Raw genomic sequence first — 25,219 nt, forward strand, 5'->3', positions numbered from 1 at the left:
CGGGTTAAGGCATGTCGTCGACGACGCTGTCTTTGGCGGGCGGCATCAGGTCGTCGCGGCTCAAGCCCAGGCTCAAAGCGAGTGAGCTGGCGATGTAAATCGACGAGTAGGTGCCTTTAACGACGCCGATCAGCATAGCAATCGCAAAGCCGTGGATGGTTTTGCCGCCGAGGAAAGCTAGGGCCAACAGTGTTAAGAAGACGGTTAACGAGGTCAGAATGGTCCGGCTCAGCGTGTCGTTCAGTGCGGTGTTAACGATGTCGTTGATTGATTCCTTGATGCGACTGGTGCGGACGGTTTCACGAATCCGGTCGTAGACCACGATGGTGTCGTTGATGGAATAACCGATCAACGCCAAAATCGCCGACAACACGGTCATGTCGAATTCCCAGCCAAATACCGAGAAAAAACCCATCGTGATGATACTGTCGTGGAATAAGGCAGCGATCGCGCTCAAGGATAATTTCCACTCAAAGCGAATGCTGACGTAAAACATGATGCCGACAAAAGCGAAGAACAGGGCCAGGCCGCCATCGTTGACCAAGTCATCGCCCACTTGCGGGCCGACGAATTCCACGCGGCGCAGTTCGCCGGGTTGGCTTTGGCTGCTGTTAGCGACATTTAGCACTTTTTCGCTAAGCTCTTTTTGGCTGATGTTTTCTACCGGCTTCAAGCGGATTAACACGTCAGCCGCGCTGCCGAAATGTTGCAGATTGGCATCGGCGAAGCCTTGTTGTTCCAGAGTGCTGCGCATTTTGTCCAGATCGGCGGCTTGGTTGTAATGCAATTCGTAGACGCTGCCGCCGGTAAAGTCTATGCCCAGATCCAGACCCTTGACGAAAAATGAAACAATGGAAATTAACAGCAGCGTGCCGGAAAAGTAAAAGGCCAGCTTTCTTTTACTAAGAAAATCAATATGTGTAGCGGAAGTCATGCCAATGTTCCTGATAAGTGGTGAGTGTTGCGATCCGGTCACGCTAAGTCTATGTTGTTTTTATAGAGGGCTTGCGGACGATAAGGCGACGAATTGTACTATTTTCTCCAGAAAGTGGGTGTAAAAAGCACGATTAGCGTAAAGACTTCCAGACGGCCGAGTAACATGGTTATTGCGCAAATCCAGGTTTGGAAATCACTGAGGCTGGCGTAACTATGTGATGGGCCTAGCTGGTTTAGGCCGGGGCCGGCGTTATTAATACAGGCGATTACGGCGCTAAGGGCGGAAATCGGGTCCAGTCCGGTAAAGATCAGGGTGAAAGTCATCACCACGATAGAGATGAAATACAGAAAAATAAACGCCAGAACGGCAAAGATGATTTTGTTGGCAATCGGCGTGTCGCCAATCCGAATGGGATTGACTGCGCGGGGATGCAGCAGGCTGAACATTTCCCGTCCCGCCTGTTTCCAAAGCAGTAGGGTTCTGAACATTTTGATGCCGCCGCCGGTCGAGCCGGTGCAGGCTGTGATGCAGCTTAAATACAGCATCCACCAAGGGACAAAGGGTGGCCATGTGTCAAAATCCGCGCTCATCAACCCGCAGTCGGTGGCTATTGATACCAGGTTGAAGGTCACGTGGCGCAAACTGATAAAGAAATCAGGATAGGTATTGAAATGCCATAGATAGCCGCTGCAAAGCAAAATGCTGCCGGCTAACACACCCAACATTGGTATTGCTTCGGGGTCGGAGAGATAAGGCTTAAGGCTGCGATTGTGCAGTACGGTGTAGTGCGTCGCGAAATTCATCGCCGCGATCAACATGAAAATAGTCAGTACCAATTCAATGGCTGGCGAATCGTAAAAGCTGATGCTGGCGTCATGCGTCGAAAACCCACCCAGGCCGAGAGTGGAAAATGAGTGGCAAATGGCGTCGAACCAACCCATGCCGGCCAGATTTAATGCCAGGATACAAGCCAAGGTGGCGCCGGCGTAGACCAGCCACAGTAGGCGGGCGGTTTCGGTGATGCGTGGTGTGATTTTGCTATCTTTAACCGGGCCGGCAATTTCAGCTTTGTAGAGCTGCATTCCCCCAACGCCCAACAACGGCAGAATCGCCACGGCCAGGACGATGATGCCCAATCCACCTATCCAGTTTAGCTCGTGTCGCCAGAGGTTCAGTGACGGTGCCAAATTGTCCAGACCGACCAATACCGTGGCGCCGGTGGTGGTAAAGCCGGAAACGCATTCAAAAAAAGCGTCCGTGAATGACAGTCCGGGTATGCCCCAAATCAGCGGCAATGTGGCCGCGGAAGACATCAATACCCAGAACGAAGCCACCAGTAAATAGCCGTCTCGGGTTTTCACATCGCCGCGAAAACGCATCGTCACGCCCGAAAGCAGACTGCCAATCCCTATATTCAGCGACATGCCGTTTACAAAGTGATCGACCATGCCATCCTCGAAATACAGCGAAGTGGCTATGGGTAGCGCGTAGGTCACGCCGAAGACCATCAAGATCAGGCCGAGTACAAAACCTATAGTGCAAAAACGTTGCATAGTGCCCTGATTAAAACCGAAAAGGTTTTGCCGTGTTGTTATAGATCGCCGGTCTCGAACGCGCCAAACAGCCGAGCGCGTCGCAGCCGGCAATTGTAACAAACAATCGCCGAAATGGGCCTGTCACATAAGCTTAAACAAAGCTTCATATTGTTGTCACAAAGCATCTCTAAGCTGGCCTCGTCATCAGGGATAAACGTGAAACGGAAAATCGACGATTTCCAACTGCTGCGTGAAGATCGCGGTCGACGCGCGCGGCAAACAACGAGGGCCAGACGATGAAGCTGATTTACTCCATTCATAAGTACGACGTGACGATGTTTACCTGGTTGAACAGCGTTGCCATCCATGCCTACCTAGTGCGCTTTTGCCGCATGATTTCCCGCACCGCCGACGGTTTGCTGTATGTGCTTCTCGCGGCTTGGCTGTATTGGGATCAAGGCAGCAACGATGCGTTGTTACGCGCCATGATATTAGCGTTTCTAATCGAAAGACCGGTCTATACGCTGCTAAAAAAAGGCTTTAAACGCAACCGTCCGCAACAAGCGCTGCAGGATTTCCAGAGCGTGATTACGCCATCGGACCAATTCAGTTTTCCCTCCGGACATACTTCGGCCGCATTCATGGTGGCAACCTTAGTGGGCTATTTCGCGCCTGCGTTGCTGCCGGTTCTTTATGTTTGGGCCGCGCTGGTCGGTTTTTCCAGAGTGGTTTTGGGCGTGCATTTTCCCACCGACACGCTGATGGGCGTGGTCTTGGGAGTTGGCGCGGCAATTTTTAGTCTCAATTACATTTTATGATGAAAATTTTTTATGGCGTGCAAGGCACGGGCAATGGTCATATCACCCGCGCCCGAGTGATGGCGAAAGAACTATACGCGGCGGGTTTTGATGTCACCTTCCAATTTACCGGCCGGCCGGCGGACAAATACTTCGACATGGAAGTGTTTAACGGCTATCAAGTCAAAACCGGCTTGACCTTTAACACCCATAAAGGCCAGGTCAGCTACGTAAAAACCGCATTGGAAGCCAGTCCGATCCGCTTTGTCAAAGATATTAACAGTCTGGATTTAAGCGCTTACGATCTGGTGATCAGCGATTTCGAGCCGGTTACCGCTTGGGCCGCGAAACGGCAAAAGAAAAAAGTCTTGGGTATCGGCCATCAATACGCCTTTGGACACAAAATTCCCCGCGCCGGCGGCGATCCGATTGCCGAGCAGGTGATGAAGTATTTTGCCCCGGCGGACATCGGCATAGGTCTGCACTGGCACCATTTCGGCCAACCGATTTTGCCGCCGATTATCGAAACCCCGGCGTTTCCGCAAAACACCCAGGCCAATAAAATATTGGTGTATTTGCCTTTCGAAGATCCGCAAGTAGTGGTTAAGCTGCTGTGCCCATTCGAAAATTTTGAGTTTCATGTTTACTCGCCGGAACCGGCGGTGTCGAAATATCCGCACATCGTTTGCAAGCAACTGTCCAGAGCAGGTTTCCAGCGGGATTTGTACGATTGCGCCGGCATCATCAGCAATGCGGGCTTCGAATTGGCCAGCGAGTCCTTGCAATTAGGCAAGAAGATTCTGGTCAAACCCCTGCACGCGCAAATGGAGCAGATTTCCAACGCCGAAGCATTAAAGCAGCTCGGCTACGGTCACACGATGTTTGATTTGGATGACGCGGTGATCGAGGACTGGCTGCACAATCCGCATGCGGTACATGTTACCTATCCCAATGTCGCTAAAGTGATCGTGCAGTGGCTCCAGGATGGCATGCCGGCGATGGATGCGGAGTTTACTGAGCGGGTGTGGGAATCGGTCCAGGTGCTGCAGATACAACACTAGGCCGGCGCTAATCTTTATCTTCGTCGGGTATCAGTCCTTTCAACTGCTGCGATAACAGCGTTTGCGCGCCAGTGGTGACGATTTCTTCGCCGGGCCGCAAATCGTCGGCCACGAAATAACCCTGGCTAGTGCTGCTGTATTGCTTAAGCGGCCGGCGGCTGAAATGCTCCGCATCGGTTTTGATAAACACAAAAGCTTGGCCCAGATGCCAGACCAAGGCTGGTTGCGGGATAGTGACGCCGCTACTGGCTTGGCCGCCCTCCGGAACCCAGGCTGTAATATGGGTGCCGAAAGGCAGTTGGCAGTCTGCACACTTGAAAAAATAACGCGGACCTTGCGATACCGGATCGATTTGCGGGGCGGCGGAAATCAGCTCGGCAGGCAAGGCAGCTTGGCGCTGGCCGCGTTCGTGGATATGAATAAGTTTGACGCCGGGATCGAGCCGGCTATTCGCGGGCAGGGTGATTTGCAGTAACTGGGCGCGATGTTCCAGCAGTTGCATGGCGTTTTTATCCTGAGCATGGGTAAACCAGTTGCTCAGGGTGTCGCCCCACACTAGGCGGCTGTTGGCTGCTATGAGTTGCTGCTGGTAGCTGTTGGCGGCCAGATTGGCTTTGTCCGCCTGCCAGATAGCTTGCTGCTCCTGCAAGCGGCGGGTGGAAACGATGTCTTGCTGATGCAGATCGCGGGTGCGACTCAGGTTTTGCGCCGCTTCGCTATAGCGGGCTTGCGCGCTGTCTTGCTGGGCGCTGGCGGCCAGGAATTGCTGGCGGATGCTCAGCAGTGGTTCCGGATTGACCACCGTGCCGTAAGCGGCAAATTCGGGCGTTTGTTTAACCGTTACCAGTGTTTGGGTTTGAATGCCGGCCCGCTTTTGCGCGGCGCTGTTCAGCTGTAACACGTCGCCGGCGGCGTTGCCGTCGGCCGGTTTAGTTCGGTCGGTGCTTGTGGGGGCGTCGTCATGGTCCGCCCTGGCGGCGGTCGGAGTCAGGCTAACAAAGCCAAGCCAGCCTGCTAGGAAAAGTGCTATGCGCATGAGTTTTGCTGAATGTAGTTTGACGTCTTAAATGGCCGGACTTAGATAAGTGCTTTCCAATTTGTTGGGATTATAAAGTTTGGGCTGGCGTCTGTAATTTTTTGTTGTGTTAAAAAAATAGCCGGTTATCCTTGCGGATTACTGTGACGGCTTGAGGGAAATGCAAATGAGTGAAACACCTGAAAATTTGAAATATGCACAAACCCATGAATGGGCCAAGCTGGAAGACGGCAATGTCGTGCGCGTCGGTATCACCGACTTCGCGCAGTCTGAGTTGGGCGACATCGTTTTTATCGGCTTGCCGGATGTGGGTCGGGTCGTAAAAGCGGGCGAACAACTGGCAGTGGTGGAATCGGTAAAAACCGCTTCCGATTTGTTCAGCCCGGTCAGTGGCAGCGTGGTTGAAGTCAACGAAGCGGTGACGGACGAGCCGGAGTTGGTAAACGACGGCGCGTATCAAACCTGGCTGTTTGCCATCCAAGCCGATAACCCGGCGGAACTGGAACAATTATTGGATGCCGATGCCTATCGGACCCTGATCGAGGAGTAGGAATAAGCAATGGCAAATCAAAATGCAAAGGGATTTAAGCGGCTGATTAATGCCTGCTTTTTTTCGGTCGCCGGCTTTAAGGCCACCTGGCAGCACGAGGAAGCGTTTCGCCAGGAAGTGGCCTTGTTCGTGTTCACAACGCCGCTGGCGATCTGGTTGGGGCAAACCGCTGTCGAAAAAGTCTTGTTAATCGGCAGCGTGGTTTTGGTGTTGCTGGTGGAGTTGCTGAATTCCGCGGTAGAAGCGGTCGTGGACAGGGTCGGTTTCGAGCATCACGAGTTATCCGGACGCGCCAAGGATATAGGTTCGGCGGCTGTCATGTTGTCCTTGATTTGGGCCGGCGTGACCTGGGCGTTGATTCTTTGGTAAGCGGTAAAGACGAAGACGAGCGGCTGATTTTGTGGCTTTCGTCTTGTGCCTGTTTCAAACATCCGTTACCTTAGGGCGGCTGAAATCGTCAAACAAGGATAATAATGAGTGCATTGATCTGTGGCTCCATGGCCTACGACACCATCATGGTGTTTCACGACAAATTTAAACATCACATCCTGCCAGAGAAAGTACACATGCTTAATGTGTCTTTCCTGGTGCCGGCCTTGCGCCGCGAATACGGCGGTTGCGCCGGTAACATTGCTTATAACCTGAAATTGTTGCAGGAAGAGCCGTCTATCATGGCGACCGTCGGCCACGATTTCGAACCCTACGCGCAATGGCTGAGCCAATGCGGCATTTCCAGCCGTTATATCAAGGTGCTGGACGATCATTACACCGGTCAAGCCTATATCACCACCGATGTAGACGATAACCAAATCACAGCTTTCCATCCCGGTGCCATGAGTTTTTCGCATTTAAATACCGTGCCGTCTGACTCGGGCATTACCATTGGTATCGTCTCCCCGGACGGTAAGCAAGGCATGCAAGAGCACGCCCAGCAATTCGCCGAGCAAGGCATTCCGTTTATTTTCGATCCCGGCCAAGGCATGCCGATGTTTGATGGCGACGAGTTGTTGGCGTTTCTGGAACTGGCTAATTACGCCACCTTTAACGACTACGAGTCGGAGTTGATGCAGCAGCGCACCGGTCTGACGCTGGAGCAAATTGCCGAAAAAGTCAACGCCTTGATCATCACCCTGGGCGGCAACGGTTCCAAGGTATACACGCGCGGCGAAGTGATCGACATTCCGCCCGCCAAGCCTAAACAAGTGCTGGATCCCACCGGTTGCGGCGACGCCTACCGCGCCGGTCTGCTGTACGGTTTGATCAACGATTACGATTGGGATGTCACCGGTCGGATCGCTTCATTGTTGGGCGCGATCAAAATCGAGCACAACGGCACCCAAAACCACACCTTTACGATGGCGGAGTTCAAAAAACGCTATCAGGATACCTTCGGTTCCACATTTTGAGTTTGACTAAAACCCAGGAATTGCTGGCGTTGATGGCCCGCTTGCGCGACCCGAAGACGGGTTGCGCCTGGGACGTCAAGCAGGATTTCCATAGCCTGATTCCTTACACCATCGAAGAAGCCTATGAGGTGGCCGACGCCATCGAACGTAACGATTTCGACGATTTACGTGGCGAATTGGGCGATCTTTTGCTGCAAGTCGTATTTCATTCGCAAATTGCCGATGAGCGCGGTTTGTTCGATTTCGAGCAGGTGGCGGCGGCGATAGGCGAAAAATTAGTCAGCCGGCATCCGCATGTGTTTGCCGATGTTAAATTCGATACCGATGAGCAGCGCCAGCAAGCCTGGGACGAGGCCAAGGCGCAAGAACGCCGCTTGAAACAGCCTGCGCCGCACACCGAAAGTGTGTTGGCCGGCGTCGCGCAAAGCCTGCCGGCCCTGGTGCAATGCGAGAAAATTCAGAACCGCGCGGCCAGCCACGGTTTCGATTGGCCGGACATCGAGCCCGTGTTCGACAAAGTGCGCGAGGAGTTGCAGGAAGTCCACGAAGCTTGGCAGTCCGGCGATCAAGCGCATATTCAGGAAGAAATTGGCGATTTGCTGCTGGTGGTTGTCAACCTGGCCCGGCACCTGAAAGTCAATCCGGAAATCGCCTTGCGCGAGGCCACTAAAAAATTCACCCGCCGCTTCAATTACATCGAAAAGCAAGTGGAAGCTTCCGGCCGAGAGCTGCGCGATTGCGAATTGGCGGAACTGGATGGCTTATGGGACGCAGCCAAACGTCATTTAAAGCAATTGCAGCCCCATGGCTAGTTTGCGTAGGAGCGATGTCAGTCGCCTAATACACCTCAGTTTGCTTTTTAGCGTTTGGGCATACAGTGAAACAGCCGCGGCCGAATTATTGGGCACAATCTCGGACGACACCGCTCCGGTTGTTAAGCCGTTAGAGCCTAAAACTGGTAAAAACGACGACCGGAAAATTATCTATCGAGTCATTTGCTCGCCTGAAGACCAAGATTTACCCGACTGCGACCGGTCAGCCGTCGATGATGGCAACGACGCGGCCGCATTGCCGATGCCGGATTTGCCGCCGGATAGCGCGGACCTGGCAGATCAGTCTGCGCAAACTGAGGCCGCGAAACTTACAGCGGAGGAAAAGCCGCAGCAATCCGCGCATAAAAAAGTCGCCAAGCCCGGTAAGTCCGCAAAAAAGACTGCCACAAAAAAGGCGGCAGCCAAAAAGTCGGACAGCAAGAAAAAGCCGCACAAATAGAGCGGATGGCTATAGCAAAGCCCATGGCCTGATTTTGCCGCAAGCGGAACTGCCGGCCCGGTTTACGGTCGAGTGGTTCTAAACTTTTCAAGAGGCGTCACCATGAAACTTCCCGGCATCCCCAAAATTCCCGCTTCCGAAATCACGCCCCGCGAGCTGTTTTACCAGCGCCGGCATTTCATGCAATTGGCGCTCGGCGGCTCTACCGCCTTACTTGCCAGCGCTGCTTTCAGCGGCGAAAAGCTGGCAAGCAGCCTCTCCGAAGCCTATGGTCTGACCGATAAATTGACGCCTCTGGAAGATGTCAGCCAATACAATAATTTTTACGAATTCGACACCAGCAAGGAAGGTCCGGCCAAAATGGCCGGACGCTTGAAAACCCGGCCCTGGACGGTGAGTGTCGAAGGAGAGGTCCGCAAACCCAAACAATTTGCCATAGAGGATTTGCTGAAATTGGCGCCGATGCAGGAGCGTATTTATCGCCTGCGTTGCGTGGAGGCTTGGTCGATGGTCATCCCCTGGTTGGGTTATCCGTTAGCGGAGCTGTTGAAACAAGTGGAACCGACTAGCGATGCGCGTTATGTGGAATTCGTCAGCCTGCACGACCCCGAGCAAATGCCCGGTCAACGGCGGGCGGTATTGGAGTGGCCGTACCGGGAAGGCCTGCGCATCGATGAAGCCATGCATCCCTTGGCTTTGCTGACTTTTGGTTTGTACGGCGAAGTCTTGCCCAATCAAAACGGCGCACCGGTCAGAATGGTGGTGCCGTGGAAATACGGTTTCAAAAGCGCCAAATCCATCGTCAAAATTCGCTTGCTCAAGCAGCAGCCGACCACCAGTTGGATGCAAGCCGGCCCCAGCGAATACGGCTTTTACGCCAACGTCAACCCGGCAGTCGATCACCCACGCTGGAGCCAAGCCAAGGAGCGCCGCTTGGGCGAGTTTCTAAAACGGCCGACCTTGCCGTTCAATGGCTATGCCGAGCAAGTCGCCGGTTTGTATGCCGGGATGGATTTGACTAAAAACTTTTGACTGTGAATTGGAAAGCGCTTGACGATACTCACCTGCGGCGTCTAAAACTGCTGGTGTTTTTGGCGGCTTTGCTGCCCCTGGGGTTATTGCTGACGGCGGCCTGGCAAGACCAATTGGGTGCTAATCCCATCGAAAAAATCACCCACAAAACCGGTTATTGGACCTTGACGTTTTTGTTGATCAGTCTCGGCGTCACGCCCCTCCGGCAGCTGAGCGGCGCAAATTGGCTGGTCCGGCTCAGGCGTATGCTGGGCTTGTTTGCATTTTTTTATGCTTGCCTGCATTTTTCGACGTATTTGGTTTTGGACCAGTTTTTCGATTGGCCGGCAATTGCCAAGGACATTCTCAAGCGACCCTATATCACAGTCGGTTTTGCGGCGTTTGTGCTACTGATTCCGCTGGCGGTAACCTCTACCAACGCCATGCAGCGCCGACTCGGCGGCAAAAACTGGAAACGCTTGCACGGTTTGGTTTACCCGATTGCCGCGGCCGGCGTGGTGCATTTTGCCTGGCTAGTCAAAAAGGATCTGAGCCGGCCCTTGCTGTTCGGCGGCATACTGGTTTTGTTACTGGTTTTACGCTGGTTTTATAAAATTAAATCCGTCCGTTTACGTCGATCTTATTCGTCGATTTAGGCTAGGCTTACACGTTTTAAGATTTGCAAAGGGATGCTCAGTTGCAAACCATCAGACCCAATGTCATCGATTTTGAAGCCTCCGGGTTTGGCTTCGATAGTTATCCTATCGAAGTGGGCGTGGTGTTGGGCAACGGGCAAAAATATTGCGCGCTGATCAAGCCTGCCAGCGATTGGACTCACTGGGATGCGCAGGCTGAGTGCGTGCATGGCCTCAGTCGGGAGATCTTAATCAATTATGGAAAACCCGTCGCCCTGGTGGCCAGCGAATTGAATGATTTTTTAGCCGGTAAAACGGTGTATAGCGATGGCTGGGTGGTCGATAAGCCATGGTTATCTCGCTTGTTCTTCCGCTGCGGCGTACAGCCGGGTTTTTATCTCAGCGCGTTGGAAATGATATTAAAAGAAGCGCAAATGGACATCTGGAGCCAAACCAAACGGCAAGTGATGCAGGATATGGCCTTGATGCGGCATCGAGCCAGCACCGATGCCTTAATCATTCAGGAAACCTATGCCCGTACCCGGCAATTGATCAGCGGTGGCTTAGCGCCGGCTTGATCTTGGATTGATTGTTAAAATTTGCCTCTTGGCGCGTAACGAATCTGCCTAAAGTTGATAACTGGCCTTGGCCTTGATAGCCTATGCCGCCGGTCGAAGCTTAGCGGCGTATTTGGCGGAAAAGAATTAGAGCCAGGGTTGGCGCCAACCCGATAATTATAATAAACGAGAAAATCGAGAGCTCGCATCATGAAACTGGAAACCCAATTTAGCAATCAACAACTCAAACGTATCAACGTCCAGGGGATTTTGTACATGTGTTCCTGCCCGTCGCAAGTGGGCGGACAGATCGATAGCTTGCGTAAACTGTTTGATTACCAAGCCCATTGTTCAGAGCGCAGCGGCAGCGAGGTGCAAACCAGGGTGCATCAACGGATTGCCGATGCCACGCAACAAGCCCATTTGATCATGGAAGAATGCCTGAAAGATGTGCTGGAGCTGGAAGGCTGGGATCCGGAAACCCTGGAAATGCCGGCCGGTCTGCGGACCTTGCTGGAACAAGAAATAGACGGCGAATAAGCCAGGGCCGGCAGTTCCTTTGCCGGGAGTGTGAACGGATGAATCTCTAGGCTAGGGATTATTTATCCGAACGGCGGGCGCGAGGCACTTTCCTCATTGCCCGTATTTCTTTTCCAATTCCCGAGACAGGGCCTCGGCTTCTTCATCGGACATATTTTCCAATTCCTGCAGGCTTTTGCCGGTTACTTGTTTTACCGCCGCTGCGCCTTGGCCTTGGCTAAGCGCACTGCGAGCTTCCTGAGCCAAGCGATTGGCCTCGTCTGTGGTTTGTTTGATCTTGGCGTCGTACAAACGATTCACTTCCGCATCCGATTTACCCTTGGCCGCTGCGCCGAGGTTTTTGCGCTTGCTGTCCATCATTTCCCGATTGCCTTTGGCGTTGGCCTCGTCGACCATTTTTTGCGCCTCGCGTTCTCTGGCTTGTTCGGCGCGCTGCGTGGCCTCCCGCTGTGCTTGTTCTTGCGCTTCCAGTTCCGGGTCCCAATCGGCCAAGACATGGGTGTTACATAAAGTCAGTAACATGAGCATGATAAAGCGGTTCATAAGGGGGCTCCTGGCGTTGTTTCAGCTAAATTATTTTGGGTTAATCCAGTTCGCGAAGGCTTTGCGGGCGGTTATTCACTGTAGCCGCCCCTCCTCAGACCTGTCAACCAAGTGCGGAGAGGTTTTTCGACGCCATTCTTAACTCAACCTCAATGTAGTATTTCCGGCAATTTTCGCGTGGTTTTGTGAGCTTTGTTGCTTAGCAGACAGAAGTAGAGCAAGGTTAAATGCTAAATGTCTCACGATCTTAAAGGTTTTAGCGCTACCCGCTGATCGGCATGGATGTTGCTCAGGGATGGCGGGGCAACGCCGGTCTTAAACGAGCAGGATGTTGTCGTCCAAATAATAACAACCAAACGTTTTCAACCGTCCGGGAGTAGCTCGGTCGGAACAGCTGCGGGGGCGGCTTTGAAAACTTGCTGTTGAAGCCACTGGATAACAACAATCAACGCCCAGGCTCGCTTGGTGTCGTCAAGCCAGTCACTTCGATTAGCCATAACGACGACTGGAGTATCCATGATCGAAACCTTTTACGACGTGATGCGCAGGCAAGGCATCACCCGCCGCAGTTTTCTGAAATTCTGCAGTTTAACGGCTGCCTCGCTGGGCTTGTCTCCAGCATTTGCGCCGAAAATCGCCCATGCGATGGAAACCAAACCCCGGATTCCGGTGCTGTGGCTGCACGGCCTGGAATGCACTTGCTGCTCTGAATCCTTCATCCGCTCCGGCCACCCCTTAGCGAAAGACGTTATCTTGTCGATGTTGTCGCTGGATTACGACGACACCATCATGGCCGCTGCCGGTCATAACGCCGAAGCCATCGTTACCGAGATCGTCGAAAAATATAAAGGCAATTACATCCTGGCCGTGGAGGGCAATCCGCCGTTGGCCGAAGACGGCATGTATTGCATAATTGGCGGCAAGCCCTTCGTTGAGCAACTCAAATACGCTGCTGAAAGTTGCAAAGCTATTATCTCCTGGGGTTCATGCGCCTCCTGGGGTTGCGTTCAAGCCGCCAAGCCCAATCCGACTCGCGCCACACCGGTACACAAAGTCCCCGGTTTAGCTGACAAACCGATTATTAAGGTGCCTGGTTGCCCACCGATTGCGGAAGTGATGACGGCGGTGGTGGCTTATCTATTAACGTTCGACAAGCTGCCGACCCTGGACAAACAAGGCCGGCCGCAAATGTTCTATAGCCAACGCATCCACGACAAATGCTATAGAAGGCCGCATTTCGACGCCGGCCAGTTCGTTGAGCAATGGGACGACGAAGCCGCCCGTCAAGGCCACTGCCTTTACAAAATGGGCTGCAAAGGCCCGACTACTTATAACGCCTGCTCCACGGTGAAATGGAACGAAGGCACCTCCTTTCCGATTCAATCCGGCCACGGCTGTATCGGTTGTTCCGAGGATGGTTTCTGGGATAAAGGCAGCTTTTACGACCGCCTTACCGGCATCAATCAATTCGGTATCGAAGCTAACGCCGATGTGGTCGGCGGCACCGCCGCCGCGATTGTGGGTGCCGGCGTCGCCGCGCATGCCGGTTTGACGGCTTTAAATAACGCCAAACAAGCCGGGGATAAACAACCAGGAGCGCAGCAATAATGACAGTCAGAAATACCCCCAACGGTTTTAACTTAAACGATGCCGGCCGCCGCGTGGTGGTCGATCCGGTCACGCGCATCGAAGGCCACATGCGCTGCGAAGTCAATATCGACGACGACAACATCATCCGTAACGCCATCTCCAGCGGCACCATGTGGCGCGGGCTGGAAGTGATTTTAAAAGGCCGCGATCCGCGCGACGCCTGGGCCTTCGTGCAACGCATCTGCGGCGTCTGCACCGGTACCCACGCATTGACCTCGGTGAGGGCTGTCGAAGATGCCTTGAAAATAAAGATCCCGGAAAACGCCAACTCGATCCGCAACATCATGCAACTTAGTTTGCAGGCGCACGATCACTTGGTGCATTTCTATCATCTGCATGCCTTAGATTGGGTGAATCCGGTCAATGCTCTGAAGGCCGATCCGGTGGCGACCTCAGCTTTGCAGCAACAGATTTCACCGAGCAACCCCAAATCCTCATCTGGCTATTTTCGCGACACACAAAACCGCCTGAAAAAGTTTGTCGAATCCGGTCAGCTCGGCCCGTTCAAGAACGGTTACTGGACCAATCCGGCCTATTTGTTGCCGCCGGAAGCCGACTTGCTGGCGGTAACCCATTATCTGGAAGCGCTGGATTTTCAAAAAGACATCATGAAAATCCGCACGGTGTTCGGCGGCAAGGATCCGCATCCGAACTGGCTGGTCGGCGGCGTGCCGTGCGCGATCAATCTGGACGGTGTCGGCGCGGTCGGCGCCATTAATATGGAACGGCTGAATCTGGTGTCCTCCATCATTGATCGCACCATCACCTTTATCGATCAGGTTTATATTCCTGATTTACTGGCGATTGCTCAGTTCTACAAAGGCTGGCTATATGGCGGCGGTTTGTCAGGCGCCAGCATGTTGTCTTACGGCGACATCCCGGACAAGGCCAACGACTATTCCGCCGCCAACCTGTTAATGCCGCGCGGCGCGATCATCAATGGCGATTTGACCAAAGTCCACGAAGTCGATTTGACCGACCCTGAGCAGATCAAGGAATTCGTGCCCCACTCCTGGTACAAATATCCGGACGAAGCGCTGGGTTTGCATCCTTATGACGGTATCACCGAGCCGAACTATAAAATCGGCTCCAAAACCAAGGGTGACCGCACCAACATTCAGGAACTCGACGAAAGCGCCAAATACTCCTGGATCAAAGCGCCGCGTTGGCGCGGACACGCCATGGAAGTCGGGCCGCTGGCTCGTTACGTGATTGGCTATGCGCAAGGCAACAAGGAAATTACCGAGCAAATCAATTTTGTCCTGAAAACCCTGGACGTGCCGGTCAGTGCCTTGTTTTCGACTTTGGGCAGAACCGCCGCACGCGGCTTGGAAGCGCAATGGGCCGCCGGCAAGATGCGTTATTTCATGGACAAACTAATCACCAATCTGAAAACCGGCGATTTAAGCACGGCTAATGTCGAGCGTTGGGACCCGGAAACCTGGCCGAGCAGCGTCAAAGGTGTGGGTTTCACCGAAGCGCCGCGCGGTGCCTTGGGCCACTGGCTGAAAATCGAAGACACCAAAATCGCCAACTACCAATGCGTGGTGCCAACTACCTGGAACGGTTCTCCGCGCGACGAGCAAGGCAATATCGGCGCGTTCGAGGCTTCGCTGATGAACACCAAAGTCGAGGTGCCGGACGAACCCGTGGAAATTTTGCGCACGCTGCATAGTTTCGATCCGTGCCTGGCCTGCTCGACTCACGTCATCAGTCCGGACGGTACCGAATTAACCCGCGTCCAAGTCAGATAAGGAATAGCCATGAAAAATTTGTTTTCGCTTCTGTTTCTGCTGGCGCTGGCCGGCAATGCCCAAGCCCACAGTCATCCCGGTATAGATAGTCTGACCCATGCTATGGAACATCTGTTTTTTATCCAAGGCTTGTCTATGCCTTATGCCCTGGGCGGCACGTTAATATTACTGGTGCTGGCTGTCATCGCAGTCTGCTGGGCTAGTCGGTGGCGGAGACCTTTATGAGCGCGCCCTTGGCTCCGGTTTATGTTTACGAACTGCCGGTCAGACTCTGGCACGTTGTTAACGCGCTGGCGATCACAGTGTTGGCGGTCAGCGGTTATCTGATCGCATCGCCGCTGCCTTCTCCAGTTGGCGAAGCTAGCGAGCATTATCTGATGGGCTATATCCGCTTCGCGCATTTTGCGGCGGGCTATGTATTAGCGATTGGTTTACTGGGGCGCTTGTACTGGGCGTTTGCCGGCAACGAACATGCCCGGCAGATTTTTCTGCCGCCCTTGCTGCAAGCGCATTTTTGGGATGGCGTTTTGCAAGAAGTGCTGTGGTATTCCTTTCTGACCAAGTCGCCGCGCCACTACATCGGTCACAACCCGCTGGCAATTTTGGCGATGCACTTTGTGTTGGTGTGGGGCTCTCTGTTCATGATCTTCACCGGCTTTGCCTTGTACGGCGAAGGCGAGGGCCAAGGCAGTTGGCAATACACGCTGTTCAGCAGTTGGCTATTGCCGCTGTTTGGCGATAGCCAAACCGTGCACACCTGGCATCATCTGGTGATGTGGTTCATCGTCTGCTTCGTGCTGATTCATATTTACGTCGCAGTGCGCGAGGACAAATTGTCCGGACAAAGCATGCTGTCCACCATAGTGAACGGCTGGCGCACTTTCAAGGACGACAAGCCGGTCGATGATGCGCATTGAGTATGAATACTCCTCAAAAAAACCGTCATTCCGGCAGGGATTGCCGAAATCCAGACTACAGGGATGTTTCGAAGCTTGCCATCCGTGGCACTGGATACCCGCTTCCCGGCGGGTATGACTACTGTGGTTTTAATGCATGATTGAGCTACCAAAAATCCTGCTACTCGGCATCGGCAACCTATTATGGGCCGACGAAGGCTTTGGCGTGCGGGTGATTGAGCATCTGCAAAAGCACTATCGTTTCCCGGATAACGTGCAAGTGGTGGATGGCGGTACGCAGGGCGTGTATCTGATCGAACATGTGCAGGCGGCGGATGTATTGGTGGTATTCGACGCGGTCGATTACGGCCTGCCGCCGGCAACGATGAAGCGGGTCGAAAACGACGAGGTGCCGAATTTTCTCGGCGCCAAGAAAATGAGCCTGCATCAAACCGGTTTTCAGGAAGTCTTGGCGCTGGCGCAAATGCTTGGTCAATATCCCCAGCATTTACTGCTGATTGGCGTGCAGCCGGAAGAGTTGGAAGACTACGGCGGCAGCCTACGACCCGCCGTCAAAGCGCAAATTCAACCGGCTATTGAAATGGCTCTGTCTTATCTGCAAACCTTCGGCGTCGTTGCTGAGTGCGTGGACACGCTGCAAGTATTGGCCGATCCGATCTTGAATATCCAACGCTACGAGCAAGAACGCCCTTCTCCCGAACAAGCCTGCCGCTTGGGTGATGAGCGCATCGTATTATCCGCTGCATTCGAGGTGAAACCGCCTCCCGCTTCCGACCTGCCCAGTCTGCAAGTCGATGTCGATTACCGGGGCAAATACTGATGTGCATCGGCATCCCCATGCAAGTCATCGAGCCGCGCGGCGATTCCGCGCTGTGTGCGTATCGCGGTCAAGCCACGCTGATCGACATGATGTTGGTGGGCGAACAAGTCGCCGGCACTTGGTTGCTGGTGTTTCTGGATGCGGCACGGGAAGTTATTTCCGCAGAGCGCGCCGCGCAAATCGCCGATGCCTTAGAAGCCATGCGCTTGGCGATGCAAGGCGAAACCAACTTCGATCATTTGTTTGCCGATTTGGTAGATCGCGAACCCGAACTGCCGGAGTTTTTAAGAACATGAGCACGCCCTTGTTGGAACAACTGCAAACCCGCCACGGCCTGCCGCTGCTGGATGCCGACGGTTATGATTTGTTCGTACACGGTCATGACACCGTCGTACTGTTCTTTGCCAACGATCCCGTGATGTTTCCCGAAAGCCACGATGTGGCAGTGATTTTGCCGGAGTTGTTAAAAGCCTTTGCCGGGCGCTTGCACGGCGCGCTAATCGATAAATCTATTGAGCGGGAATTGCAGGCCAGATTTCACTTCACCAGTTGGCCGTCCTTGGTGTTTTTGCGCGGCGGCGAGTATTTAGGCGTGATTACCGGGATCAAGGATTGGGCGGAATACGGGCAGGAGTTTGCGCGGATTTTGGCCGCCGAACCGGGGCAGCCGCCGGGGTTTGATCTGGGGAAAGTTTGTGGTGTTGGGCAGGCTTAGGTTTGTTTTTTTGGTGGTGCTTGCTGTCGGCGTTCGAAGGCTTTAAAGAATTTAGCGGTCTAATTCCCTTGTATGTTGTGTGAGCAGGATCAATAAAGGTTTTGAAGAAAGACAGGTCGTTAACCCTCTCCCTGCGGGAAAGGGCTAGGGTGAGGGGGAATCTCATCGGCTCTTTAACAATTTGGTGTCACTATTGCGCAATACTCCAACAGTCTTTATGTTGGAGTACAATGCGCATAATAAAGCCTTACTCATGGAGACAACATCATGGCAGCCACGAACAGCGCCTCAAAGAAAGCCACCAATATCACCTTGTCTGCCGATGTGCTCGCAGAGGCCAAGGCATTGAATATCAATATTTCGCAGGCCTGCGACCGATACCTGCGCGAGTTGGTGCGCGGCGAAAGAGAAAGGCGTTGGCAGCAAGAGCATGCCGAGTTTATCGCAGCCTACAACCAAACGATTGAGCAAGACGGTTTGCCGCTAGACGAATGGCGGTCTTTCTGACATGGCGCGTTTCGATGTTTATCGCAATAGCAGTACAACGTCCGACGACGTACCGTATCTACTGGATGTGCAAAGCGATGTCTTAAATTCTTTGGACAGCCGAGTCGTCGTACCGCTCCGCCGGCTTGATCGCTTTCCGGCAGTCAAATTACCCACTAATTTGAGCCCGATTGTGGTGGTCGATGGTCTTGAGTGTGTGTTGGAAACGCCGAAATTGGCAGCTGTTCCGGCTCGGATTTTGAAATCACCGATGATGTCGTTGGAAGCGCAGCGGTTTGAGATTGGGGCAGCGTTGGATTTTTTGTTTCAGGGGTTTTGATTGATTTTGTGTCGCTATCGCGACGGGTGTTTTAAAGTCGGGTCTCGGCCCGACGGCCGAAATACTTTCTTTTGCGTGGCCAAAAGAAAGTATCCAAAGAAAAGGCCACCCGGAATTCCGCCTATTTCCTGTGCTTCTCGCTTTTGGCGAGGGTTTTCGGAAGGGGCTTCCCAGCCCCTCCGAAAACGAGCGGCATCCCTGCCGCTCCCCTGCGGGTCTGATCTCACCAAAAGCTGCGATGCTCGGGGCGGAATAACGGGAATACTTCACTCCAACGGTTATTGTGTGTATCAAAGGTTTTTTGGTAGGCTGGGTTGGAATGATCGTGTAAATCCAGCTTGGGCCTATATCGCTGGGTTTCGCGTTGCTCTAACCAGTCTGCGGACCTCACTAATCAATTGATATAATTAAAAATATGGACATGCACGCAATAAATAAATTGACAGGGGAGCAATTTGAGATTTTCCTTGAAAAGATTTTACATAAAATAGGGTTTGATTCTATCGAGAGAACACGGTTATCAGGGGATTTTGGCGCTGATTTAATTGCAAGCAGAGACGGTAAGAAATTTTGTATACAGGCCAAAAGGTATAATAGGCCTGTAGGAAATAAAGCTGTACAAGAGGTTTTTTCCTCAATGCCTATCTACAAAGCTGATTCATGTATGGTTATATCAAATCAAGAATTTACAAACGCGGCCAAAAAACAGGCGTTGGAGTGTAAATGCATATTATTTGGAAGAAAAGAGCTCCAAGCTCTTTTAAATGACAATTTTTTAAACTTCAATGAGCTTATAAATTTTTTATGTAATGAAGAAATTTCAAAGTTTAAAATATCAAACAATCAATTGATAGATGCCTATTTTTCATTAAAAAAAGAACTTAGCACTGCTGTTCGGATTGAAGATATGGAGTCTTTAGGCTTGTACTCTTCATCTGTATACCGAAGGCGATGGGGATCTTGGAACTCATTCTTAAAAAGCATTGATGAACCTGTTACCCAAGAAAAAAGTATAAAGAAAGATGTTTTACTGGATGAGTTTAGAAGAGTGCAGAAATTACTTGGAAAAGTACCTACTAGAAGTGAAATGTCAAAGCATGCAAACTTTTCTGTGTCGACATTTGAACGATCCTTTGGAAGCTGGAATAAAGTAATTGAAAGTGTAGGAGGTAAAGTTAATAAAAAGAACAATATCCCAAAAAATAGTTTTATTGTTGAATTTAAGAGGGTTAAACAACTTTTGGGGCATACCCCATCGTCAGCAGAAATGTCGAAACATGGGAGCGTTGCACCGAGTTCCTATAAAAGAATTTGGGGAAGCTGGAGTGAGTTTTTGAAAGAATCAGGAGAGCCATACCAAAAACGAAACATTTCGGACGAAGAATTAGTAATGGAATATCTGAAGTTAAAAAAATTATTAAAAAAAACATCTCTCACCCAAAAAGACATGAATGAATTTGGAAAATACTCTTCGTCCGTTTACGAAAGACGTTATGGAAATTGGAATAAATTTCTAAATACAATCGGAGATAAGCTCAATCTTCGAACAGATATATCTAAAGAAGAGCTAATTAATGAATATTTCAGAATAAAGGCAGAATTAGGAAAAATAAGGCTATCGGCAAACGACATAAAGTTAAATTCAACATTTTCTCTCTCCGCATATTTGAATAAATTTCGAACTTGGAATGAGTTTTTAAGAGAGATAAATGAAATTAATTAAGCTAAGTTAGGACAGCAATCATCTATTTTTATCAAATTTAGAAAGTTGAGACGGGGTTGATCCCGTTATTCCGCCCCGAGCATCGCAGCTTTTGGCGAGATTAGCCCGCAGGGGAGCGGCAGGGATGCCGCTCGTTTTCGGAGGGCCAGGGATGGCCCTTCCGAAAACCCTCGCCAAAAGCGAGAAGCGCAGGATTAAGGCGGAATACCGGGTGGCCTTTTCTTTGAATACTTTCTTTTGGCCATGCAAAAGAAAGTATTTCGGCTGTCGGGCCGAGACCCGACATCAAAATAAACCGCGATAGCGACACCAAATAAACAAACACCCGTAAATTCAACAGACAACTCGAAACGATGGCCAAAATATGACCTCAATAACTCTTCCAATTTTCGGCCAAGGCAGCCAACCCGCCGAGGAAGACGGCGTTGAACTCGACTATCTGGCGATGCCGGAAGAAATGACGACCTACCGGATGCCGACGATTTCGGTGGACTTGAATGCGGCCGATCTGGCGCAGGCCAAAACCGCGTTGCAGCAGCTCGAACAGAATTTGGCAAAGTATCCAGCAACCAGCGAAACCATAGACTTGATAGCCCTGGACCAAACCAATCGCCAGTTCGTCGACGAATTGCTCGGCGAAGGAGAGGTCAGCATGCTGTGTAAGGGTGCGCAAACCCTGCGGATTCAGGAATCGGTGCTGGCCGGCGTCTGGCGTTCGCAACGCCTGGACGGGCAAAAACAAATCGTCACCGATACATTGGAAGTCGGCATCATCCCGCAAGCCATCTTGCAAACTGCATTCGTCGACGCCGCCAAGCATGTCGATACCGACATGAGCGCGTTGCCTGACGGCGTGATGAACGCGCCACCGCTGCTGGCGGAATTGAATGCCAAGATTGCCGAGTATCAACCCGGCACCGAAGCACACATCATCAACCTGAGTTTGCTGCCGCAAACCGAGCAGGATTTGGCGTTTTTGGAGCAACGCTTGGGCAGAGGTACGGTGACGATTTTGTCGCGCGGTTACGGCAACTGCCGGATCGACGCTACCGCCACCCGCAACGTTTGGTGGGTACGATATTTTAATTCGCAGGATACGTTAATCCTGAATACGCTGGAAGTCAGCGAGGTGCCGAATGTGGCGTGTGCGTCGGCGGAAGACATTGCCGACAGCCATCAGCGCTTACAGGAAATTTTGCAGGTGTATTTGTGAGCGAAGGTTTCTTCTCCGGCGCTTATGGAGGCGATGCCTCGCGCTTGCCTCCCGAGGCCAAGCTCGAATGCAAGATTTGCTGGCATGTCTACGACCCGGCCGAGGGCGACGCCGTTTGGCAAGTGCCGTCCGGTACGGCCTTTGCCGACTTGCCGGAGCATTGGAGCTGTCCGCAATGCGGCGCGCCTAAGCAAGGTTTTTTGGTGCTGGACGACTGAATATGGCCTGGCAGGACGGCGAGCAGATTCAACAATGTTTGGAGGCGGTGTTTAACCAAATTTTGACCACGCGGATGCGTGATATGCCGGTGCTGAATCCGGTATTGGCGGTGCGAGCCCTGGGGTTTAACCGCTACAACGCCGATTGGGCAGGGGTATTGATCACGCCGTGGTTTATGAATCTGTTGCTGTTGCCGGGTGGGCAGAGCCCCTGGCTTACGCAAGCGCCCGGCAGCAAGTTTGCACAGGTGTTTCCCTATGGCAGTTTCGAGTTTACCGTTGCCGACGAAGCGGAACTGGGGCGATACGCGCAGTGTTCGTTGTTTTCGCCGATGTTTCAGTTTGCCGATCAAGCAGCGGCAGTGGTTGCTGCGGAAAGCGCTTTGCAAGCCTTGTTGGCTGGCCCGGCGCCACGCGCGATCAGCCGCCGTGATTTGTTACGCGGCAATTTGGTAAGGCCTTAAGTGACGCCGGCGGGCGAGATTCATATCGAGCTGACACATCGTGCCGGCAAGGTCGAAGCGGTGAAGATAGGCTCGACCCGGCCCGAAGCGGCGCGGGTGTTGGTCGGCAAAACACCGGAGCAGGTGTTGGACACCGTGCCGCTGCTGTTTTCCTTGTGCGGCACTGCCCAGGCTTATGCCGCGTTATTGGCTTGCCGTGCCGCGTTGGGATTGGCTGCCGAGCCGGAGGCCGACGTTGCCAGGCAGTGTTTGCTACAACTGGAAGCCGTGCGCGAACATGCCTGGCGCATAGTATTGGATTGGCCGGTTTTGTTGGGCTGGACGGCGGACAAAGCCGCCGTTGCCGGGTTGTTGAAGTTGGATAGGCAGTTTAAATCGTGCCTGTTCAGCAACGGCGAGGGCTTTAGGCTGAATAGCGTTTTGCAAATCGACGAAGTGCGTTTACAGGATTTGCTGGCTGAATTGACTGGACTGATCGATCAAGCGATTTTCGCTGGCGGTTTGCACGGATTTTTGGCAATCAACGATGAAGCGCAATTGGGCGCTTGGCTGAACGCTAATCCGGCTTTGGCTGCCGGTCTGTTGAATGTCGCGTATCGGCAGCACTGGCCAGCGCTGGGGCATAACAAGGTGGCGGGTTTGCCGGCATTGGATCCGTCCGAACTGAACAGGCAGATGCAAAACACAAATCCTTTGGCTTTCTGTCGGACGCCGCAGTGGCAGGGCTGTTGTTTTGAGTCGACGCCGTTGAGTCGTCAGCAAACCTCGCCCTTGCTCGCGGATTTGTGTAGCCGGTACGGCAACGGTTTGTTGCCGCGATTTGTGGCGGTGTTACTGGAAGTGGCTGCAATCCCGCAGAGACTGGCGGCTTCGCTTGATTCGCCGCAAGCGTATGGTGCTGATGGCGTTGGTTTGGCGCAAGTGCAGGCGGCGCGCGGATTACTGATTCATCGCCTGGCCTTGCACCAGGGCCGGGTGTACGATTACCGCATCGTGGCGCCGACCGAATGGAATTTTCATCCGGACGGTGTCTTGGCAGAGGGTTTAATGGCTTTGCAGGCGGCCGATGCCGATGATTTGCGGCGGAAGGCGGAGTGGTTAATTCATGCGGTGGACCCTTGCGTGGCCTATCGGGTGACATTGCAGAAACAGTAGGGTACGCACCGCGTACCATCCGACAGTTTGACAGGTACGCGGTGCGTACCCTACGGCTGAATTTACCGAGCAACCATCATGCATGAAATGTCGCTCTGCGAGAGCGTGTTACAGATTATCGAACAGCAGGCCAAGGCCCAGCAATTTGCTAAAGTCAAAACCGTGTGGCTGGAGATTGGCACCTTGTCGGGTGTGGAACCGGAGGCGATGCAGTTTAGTTTTGAAGTGGTGATGCAAGGCTCCCTGGCCGACCAGGCCCGCTTGGAAATTATCGACGTGCCGGGTGTGGCGTGGTGCATGCCCTGCAGCTGCGAGGTGCTGGTGCGGCAGTTATACGACGAATGTCCGCACTGCGGCAGTCATCAATTACAGATCGTCGATGGCGATCAAATGCGAATTAAAGAACTGGAGGTAGAGTAATGTGCGGCGTATGCGGCTGCGGCGAGGGCCATATCCACTCGCACGAGGAATCACATGAGCACGAGCATGCTCATCACCACCACCACAGTCACGAGCATGGTCATCACCATCATCATGAACATACTGCAGAACATTCACATGCGCCGGGTCTGACCCAGGCGCGGATGGTGCAGATCGAGCAGGATATTCTGGCCAAGAACAATCGCTATGCCGAGGAAAACCGCCGCTATTTCAGCGAACGCGGCATGCTGGCTTTGAATTTGGTGTCCAGTCCCGGCTCGGGCAAGACCACGCTGTTGACTGAAACCATTCTGCGTTTGAAAGACGAGTTGAGCATCGCGGTGATCGAAGGCGACCAACAAACTGCCCGCGACGCCGACCGCATTCGCACCACCGGCGTACCGGCCTTGCAAATCAACACCGGTAAGGGCTGTCATCTGGACGCGCACCGGGTCGGTCATGGCTTGGAAAGCTTGAATTTGCCCGAGCACAGTTTGTTGTTCATCGAAAACGTCGGCAATCTCGTCTGTCCATCGGCTTTTGACTTGGGTGAAGCGCATAAAGTGGTGATTCTGTCGGTCACCGAAGGCGAAGACAAGCCGATCAAATATCCGGATATGTTCCATGCCGCCGATTTGATGATCCTGAACAAAACCGATTTGCTGCCGTATCTGGATTTCGACAGCGCGCAATGTATCCAGTACGCGAAACAAGTTAACCCGCGCATCAAGGTCTTGTCGCTATCGGCCAAGACCGGCGAAGGCATGGACAACTGGCTGACCTGGCTGAGGGCGGAGATGGCTTTGCAGCGGATTGAGTATGCTTAAATCACTATGCGGTAAGATTTTTTCTGACCGTTTACCTTCATTTTCGAGGAAAGGATATGCCGACTAGTCAAGAAATTTACCAACAAATCAGCCACTTAATGCCATTGGAGAAATTGCGTTTAGCAGAGATGTTGCTTGCCGATCTGGATGCGCCGAATCCGGAAATCGATGCTGTCTGGCGCGACGAGGCGCAAAAACGTTGGCAAGGCTATAAAGATGGCAAGCTAAAAACAGTCAGTTATGAAGCGGTTATGCAGAAATATAAATGAAGGTTGAATTTCTCGAAGCCGCGCAAGCCGAGCTCGATCAGGCCTTTGAATGGTATGAAATACAGCAAAATAATCTAGGTCTACAGTTTTTATACGAGTTCGATGCTGCGATTAGGCGAATTACCGCGTATCCAAAATCCTATACGTTGATTGGCAATGAGATAAGACGCTGCCTGATAAAACGTTTTCCGTATGGTGTTTTGTACGGCCTTGATGAAGGCAAAGTTATCGTAATTGCAGTAGCGCATTTACATCGAAAACCTGATTATTGGATGGAAAGAATTGGGTAATAAGGTCTCAACCTGAAGCCCGCATGCAAAAAGTGATGCGAAAGCAAGCGCCGAATTAATCTACAACATCAACAATCA

33 protein-coding genes are annotated in these 25,219 nt (G+C 52.5%); 29 read left to right on the forward strand and 4 right to left on the reverse strand.

Annotated features, from left to right (window positions below; genetic code table 11):
* Window positions 1-4: 4 nt before the first annotated feature.
* On the reverse strand, window positions 5-934 hold the full coding sequence (gene secF / locus ACH5Y9_RS24220; protein WP_033157829.1) for a protein translocase subunit SecF: 930 nt from the start codon (window positions 932-934) through the stop codon (window positions 5-7).
* 98 nt (window positions 935-1,032) lie between these two features.
* Complete coding sequence (locus ACH5Y9_RS24225) at window positions 1,033-2,490, reverse strand: TrkH family potassium uptake protein (protein ID WP_445367881.1); 1,458 nt, start codon at window positions 2,488-2,490, stop codon at window positions 1,033-1,035.
* Window positions 2,491-2,768: 278 nt separating this feature from the next.
* Between ACH5Y9_RS24225 and ACH5Y9_RS24230 the strand changes: the two genes are divergently transcribed.
* Together ACH5Y9_RS24230 and ACH5Y9_RS24235 are read left to right on the forward strand one after the other, a co-directional pair.
* On the forward strand, window positions 2,769-3,290 hold the full coding sequence (locus ACH5Y9_RS24230; protein WP_445367882.1) for a phosphatase PAP2 family protein: 522 nt from the start codon (window positions 2,769-2,771) through the stop codon (window positions 3,288-3,290).
* Window positions 3,290-4,330 (forward strand): MJ1255/VC2487 family glycosyltransferase, encoded by a 1,041-nt coding sequence (locus ACH5Y9_RS24235; RefSeq protein WP_445369923.1) that lies wholly within the window; start codon window positions 3,290-3,292, stop codon window positions 4,328-4,330. Before ACH5Y9_RS24230 ends, ACH5Y9_RS24235 begins: the two co-directional genes overlap by 1 nt.
* A 7-nt stretch (window positions 4,331-4,337) precedes the next feature.
* On the opposite strand, the gene ACH5Y9_RS24240 is transcribed toward ACH5Y9_RS24235, so the two are convergent.
* Window positions 4,338-5,366, reverse strand: coding sequence for an efflux RND transporter periplasmic adaptor subunit (locus ACH5Y9_RS24240; RefSeq protein WP_445367883.1), 1,029 nt, complete (start codon window positions 5,364-5,366; stop codon window positions 4,338-4,340).
* Window positions 5,367-5,532: 166 nt separating this feature from the next.
* Here ACH5Y9_RS24240 and gcvH point away from each other — a divergent pair, with 166 nt between their 5' ends.
* From gcvH to ACH5Y9_RS24285, 9 genes are all read left to right on the forward strand, one after another.
* Window positions 5,533-5,916 carry a glycine cleavage system protein GcvH gene (gcvH, locus tag ACH5Y9_RS24245; RefSeq protein WP_445367884.1) on the forward strand — a complete coding sequence of 128 codons (384 nt, stop codon included), beginning with the start codon at window positions 5,533-5,535 and terminating at the stop codon, window positions 5,914-5,916.
* 9 nt (window positions 5,917-5,925) lie between these two features.
* A complete protein-coding gene (locus ACH5Y9_RS24250) occupies window positions 5,926-6,285 on the forward strand; it encodes a diacylglycerol kinase (RefSeq protein WP_445367885.1) in 360 nt (119 codons plus the stop codon).
* A 104-nt stretch (window positions 6,286-6,389) separates the two neighbouring features.
* Complete coding sequence (locus ACH5Y9_RS24255; protein ID WP_445367886.1) at window positions 6,390-7,322, forward strand: carbohydrate kinase family protein; 933 nt, start codon at window positions 6,390-6,392, stop codon at window positions 7,320-7,322.
* Window positions 7,319-8,134, forward strand: coding sequence for a nucleoside triphosphate pyrophosphohydrolase (gene mazG / locus ACH5Y9_RS24260; RefSeq protein WP_445367887.1), 816 nt, complete (start codon window positions 7,319-7,321; stop codon window positions 8,132-8,134). Before ACH5Y9_RS24255 ends, mazG begins: the two co-directional genes overlap by 4 nt.
* An 88-nt stretch (window positions 8,135-8,222) precedes the next feature.
* Entirely contained in the window at window positions 8,223-8,594 is a 372-nt protein-coding gene (locus ACH5Y9_RS24265) for a hypothetical protein (protein WP_445367888.1), read from the forward strand.
* 102 nt (window positions 8,595-8,696) lie between these two features.
* Window positions 8,697-9,626 (forward strand): protein-methionine-sulfoxide reductase catalytic subunit MsrP, encoded by a 930-nt coding sequence (msrP, locus tag ACH5Y9_RS24270; protein ID WP_445367889.1) that lies wholly within the window; start codon window positions 8,697-8,699, stop codon window positions 9,624-9,626.
* Between the two features lie 2 nt (window positions 9,627-9,628).
* Complete coding sequence (locus ACH5Y9_RS24275) at window positions 9,629-10,261, forward strand: sulfite oxidase heme-binding subunit YedZ (RefSeq protein WP_445367890.1); 633 nt, start codon at window positions 9,629-9,631, stop codon at window positions 10,259-10,261.
* A 41-nt stretch (window positions 10,262-10,302) separates the two neighbouring features.
* Window positions 10,303-10,818, forward strand: a complete 516-nt coding sequence (locus tag ACH5Y9_RS24280) for a hypothetical protein (protein ID WP_205451386.1) — start codon at window positions 10,303-10,305, stop codon at window positions 10,816-10,818.
* A gap of 189 nt (window positions 10,819-11,007) precedes the next feature.
* Window positions 11,008-11,337 carry a hypothetical protein gene (locus tag ACH5Y9_RS24285; RefSeq protein ID WP_205800421.1) on the forward strand — a complete coding sequence of 110 codons (330 nt, stop codon included), beginning with the start codon at window positions 11,008-11,010 and terminating at the stop codon, window positions 11,335-11,337.
* Window positions 11,338-11,430: 93 nt separating this feature from the next.
* Here ACH5Y9_RS24285 and ACH5Y9_RS24290 read toward each other — a convergent pair whose 3' ends face one another.
* Entirely contained in the window at window positions 11,431-11,880 is a 450-nt protein-coding gene (locus ACH5Y9_RS24290; RefSeq protein WP_445367891.1) for a hypothetical protein, read from the reverse strand.
* A 516-nt stretch (window positions 11,881-12,396) separates the two neighbouring features.
* Here ACH5Y9_RS24290 and ACH5Y9_RS24295 point away from each other — a divergent pair.
* The 18 genes from ACH5Y9_RS24295 to ACH5Y9_RS24380 all read left to right on the forward strand — a co-directional run bounded on the left by ACH5Y9_RS24295 (window position 12,397) and on the right by ACH5Y9_RS24380 (window position 25,141).
* Window positions 12,397-13,488, forward strand: a complete 1,092-nt coding sequence (locus ACH5Y9_RS24295; protein WP_192376338.1) for a hydrogenase small subunit — start codon at window positions 12,397-12,399, stop codon at window positions 13,486-13,488.
* Entirely contained in the window at window positions 13,488-15,284 is a 1,797-nt protein-coding gene (locus ACH5Y9_RS24300; protein ID WP_445367892.1) for a nickel-dependent hydrogenase large subunit, read from the forward strand. The genes ACH5Y9_RS24295 and ACH5Y9_RS24300 overlap by 1 nt, the downstream gene beginning before the upstream one ends.
* A 9-nt stretch (window positions 15,285-15,293) precedes the next feature.
* Window positions 15,294-15,509 carry a hypothetical protein gene (locus ACH5Y9_RS24305; RefSeq protein WP_445367893.1) on the forward strand — a complete coding sequence of 72 codons (216 nt, stop codon included), beginning with the start codon at window positions 15,294-15,296 and terminating at the stop codon, window positions 15,507-15,509.
* A complete protein-coding gene (cybH, locus tag ACH5Y9_RS24310; RefSeq protein WP_445367894.1) occupies window positions 15,506-16,201 on the forward strand; it encodes a Ni/Fe-hydrogenase, b-type cytochrome subunit in 696 nt (231 codons plus the stop codon). The genes ACH5Y9_RS24305 and cybH overlap by 4 nt, the downstream gene beginning before the upstream one ends.
* Window positions 16,202-16,337: 136 nt before the next feature.
* Entirely contained in the window at window positions 16,338-17,021 is a 684-nt protein-coding gene (locus tag ACH5Y9_RS24315) for a HyaD/HybD family hydrogenase maturation endopeptidase (RefSeq protein WP_445367895.1), read from the forward strand.
* On the forward strand, window positions 17,021-17,317 hold the full coding sequence (locus tag ACH5Y9_RS24320; protein ID WP_445367896.1) for a HypC/HybG/HupF family hydrogenase formation chaperone: 297 nt from the start codon (window positions 17,021-17,023) through the stop codon (window positions 17,315-17,317). Before ACH5Y9_RS24315 ends, ACH5Y9_RS24320 begins: the two co-directional genes overlap by 1 nt.
* Entirely contained in the window at window positions 17,314-17,736 is a 423-nt protein-coding gene (locus tag ACH5Y9_RS24325) for a hydrogenase (protein ID WP_445367897.1), read from the forward strand. The genes ACH5Y9_RS24320 and ACH5Y9_RS24325 overlap by 4 nt, the downstream gene beginning before the upstream one ends.
* A 267-nt stretch (window positions 17,737-18,003) precedes the next feature.
* Entirely contained in the window at window positions 18,004-18,243 is a 240-nt protein-coding gene (locus ACH5Y9_RS24330; protein ID WP_445367898.1) for a type II toxin-antitoxin system CcdA family antitoxin, read from the forward strand.
* A 1-nt stretch (window position 18,244) separates the two neighbouring features.
* Window positions 18,245-18,562, forward strand: a complete 318-nt coding sequence (locus ACH5Y9_RS24335; RefSeq protein WP_445367899.1) for a CcdB family protein — start codon at window positions 18,245-18,247, stop codon at window positions 18,560-18,562.
* 421 nt (window positions 18,563-18,983) lie between these two features.
* A complete protein-coding gene (locus tag ACH5Y9_RS24340; RefSeq protein WP_445367900.1) occupies window positions 18,984-20,285 on the forward strand; it encodes a homing endonuclease associated repeat-containing protein in 1,302 nt (433 codons plus the stop codon).
* Window positions 20,286-20,649: 364 nt separating this feature from the next.
* On the forward strand, window positions 20,650-21,498 hold the full coding sequence (locus ACH5Y9_RS24345) for a hydrogenase expression/formation protein (protein ID WP_445367901.1): 849 nt from the start codon (window positions 20,650-20,652) through the stop codon (window positions 21,496-21,498).
* Window positions 21,495-21,716, forward strand: coding sequence for a rubredoxin (locus ACH5Y9_RS24350; protein WP_445367902.1), 222 nt, complete (start codon window positions 21,495-21,497; stop codon window positions 21,714-21,716). Before ACH5Y9_RS24345 ends, ACH5Y9_RS24350 begins: the two co-directional genes overlap by 4 nt.
* Window positions 21,717-21,718: 2 nt before the next feature.
* Window positions 21,719-22,180, forward strand: coding sequence for a [NiFe]-hydrogenase assembly chaperone HybE (gene hybE, locus ACH5Y9_RS24355; RefSeq protein WP_445367903.1), 462 nt, complete (start codon window positions 21,719-21,721; stop codon window positions 22,178-22,180).
* Window positions 22,181-23,335, forward strand: coding sequence for a nickel-dependent hydrogenase large subunit (locus ACH5Y9_RS24360; RefSeq protein ID WP_445367904.1), 1,155 nt, complete (start codon window positions 22,181-22,183; stop codon window positions 23,333-23,335).
* Window positions 23,336-23,413: 78 nt separating this feature from the next.
* Window positions 23,414-23,755 carry a hydrogenase maturation nickel metallochaperone HypA gene (gene hypA, locus ACH5Y9_RS24365; RefSeq protein ID WP_445367905.1) on the forward strand — a complete coding sequence of 114 codons (342 nt, stop codon included), beginning with the start codon at window positions 23,414-23,416 and terminating at the stop codon, window positions 23,753-23,755.
* Window positions 23,755-24,582 carry a hydrogenase nickel incorporation protein HypB gene (hypB, locus tag ACH5Y9_RS24370; RefSeq protein WP_445367906.1) on the forward strand — a complete coding sequence of 276 codons (828 nt, stop codon included), beginning with the start codon at window positions 23,755-23,757 and terminating at the stop codon, window positions 24,580-24,582. Before hypA ends, hypB begins: the two co-directional genes overlap by 1 nt.
* A gap of 56 nt (window positions 24,583-24,638) precedes the next feature.
* The gene (locus ACH5Y9_RS24375; RefSeq protein WP_171697522.1) at window positions 24,639-24,851 is read left to right on the forward strand and encodes an addiction module protein; all 213 of its coding nucleotides are present in this window, start codon (window positions 24,639-24,641) and stop codon (window positions 24,849-24,851) included.
* Window positions 24,848-25,141 carry a type II toxin-antitoxin system RelE/ParE family toxin gene (locus ACH5Y9_RS24380; protein ID WP_445367907.1) on the forward strand — a complete coding sequence of 98 codons (294 nt, stop codon included), beginning with the start codon at window positions 24,848-24,850 and terminating at the stop codon, window positions 25,139-25,141. Before ACH5Y9_RS24375 ends, ACH5Y9_RS24380 begins: the two co-directional genes overlap by 4 nt.
* Window positions 25,142-25,219 lie beyond the last annotated feature (78 nt).

The organism is Methylomonas sp. BW4-1, from assembly GCF_052474385.1.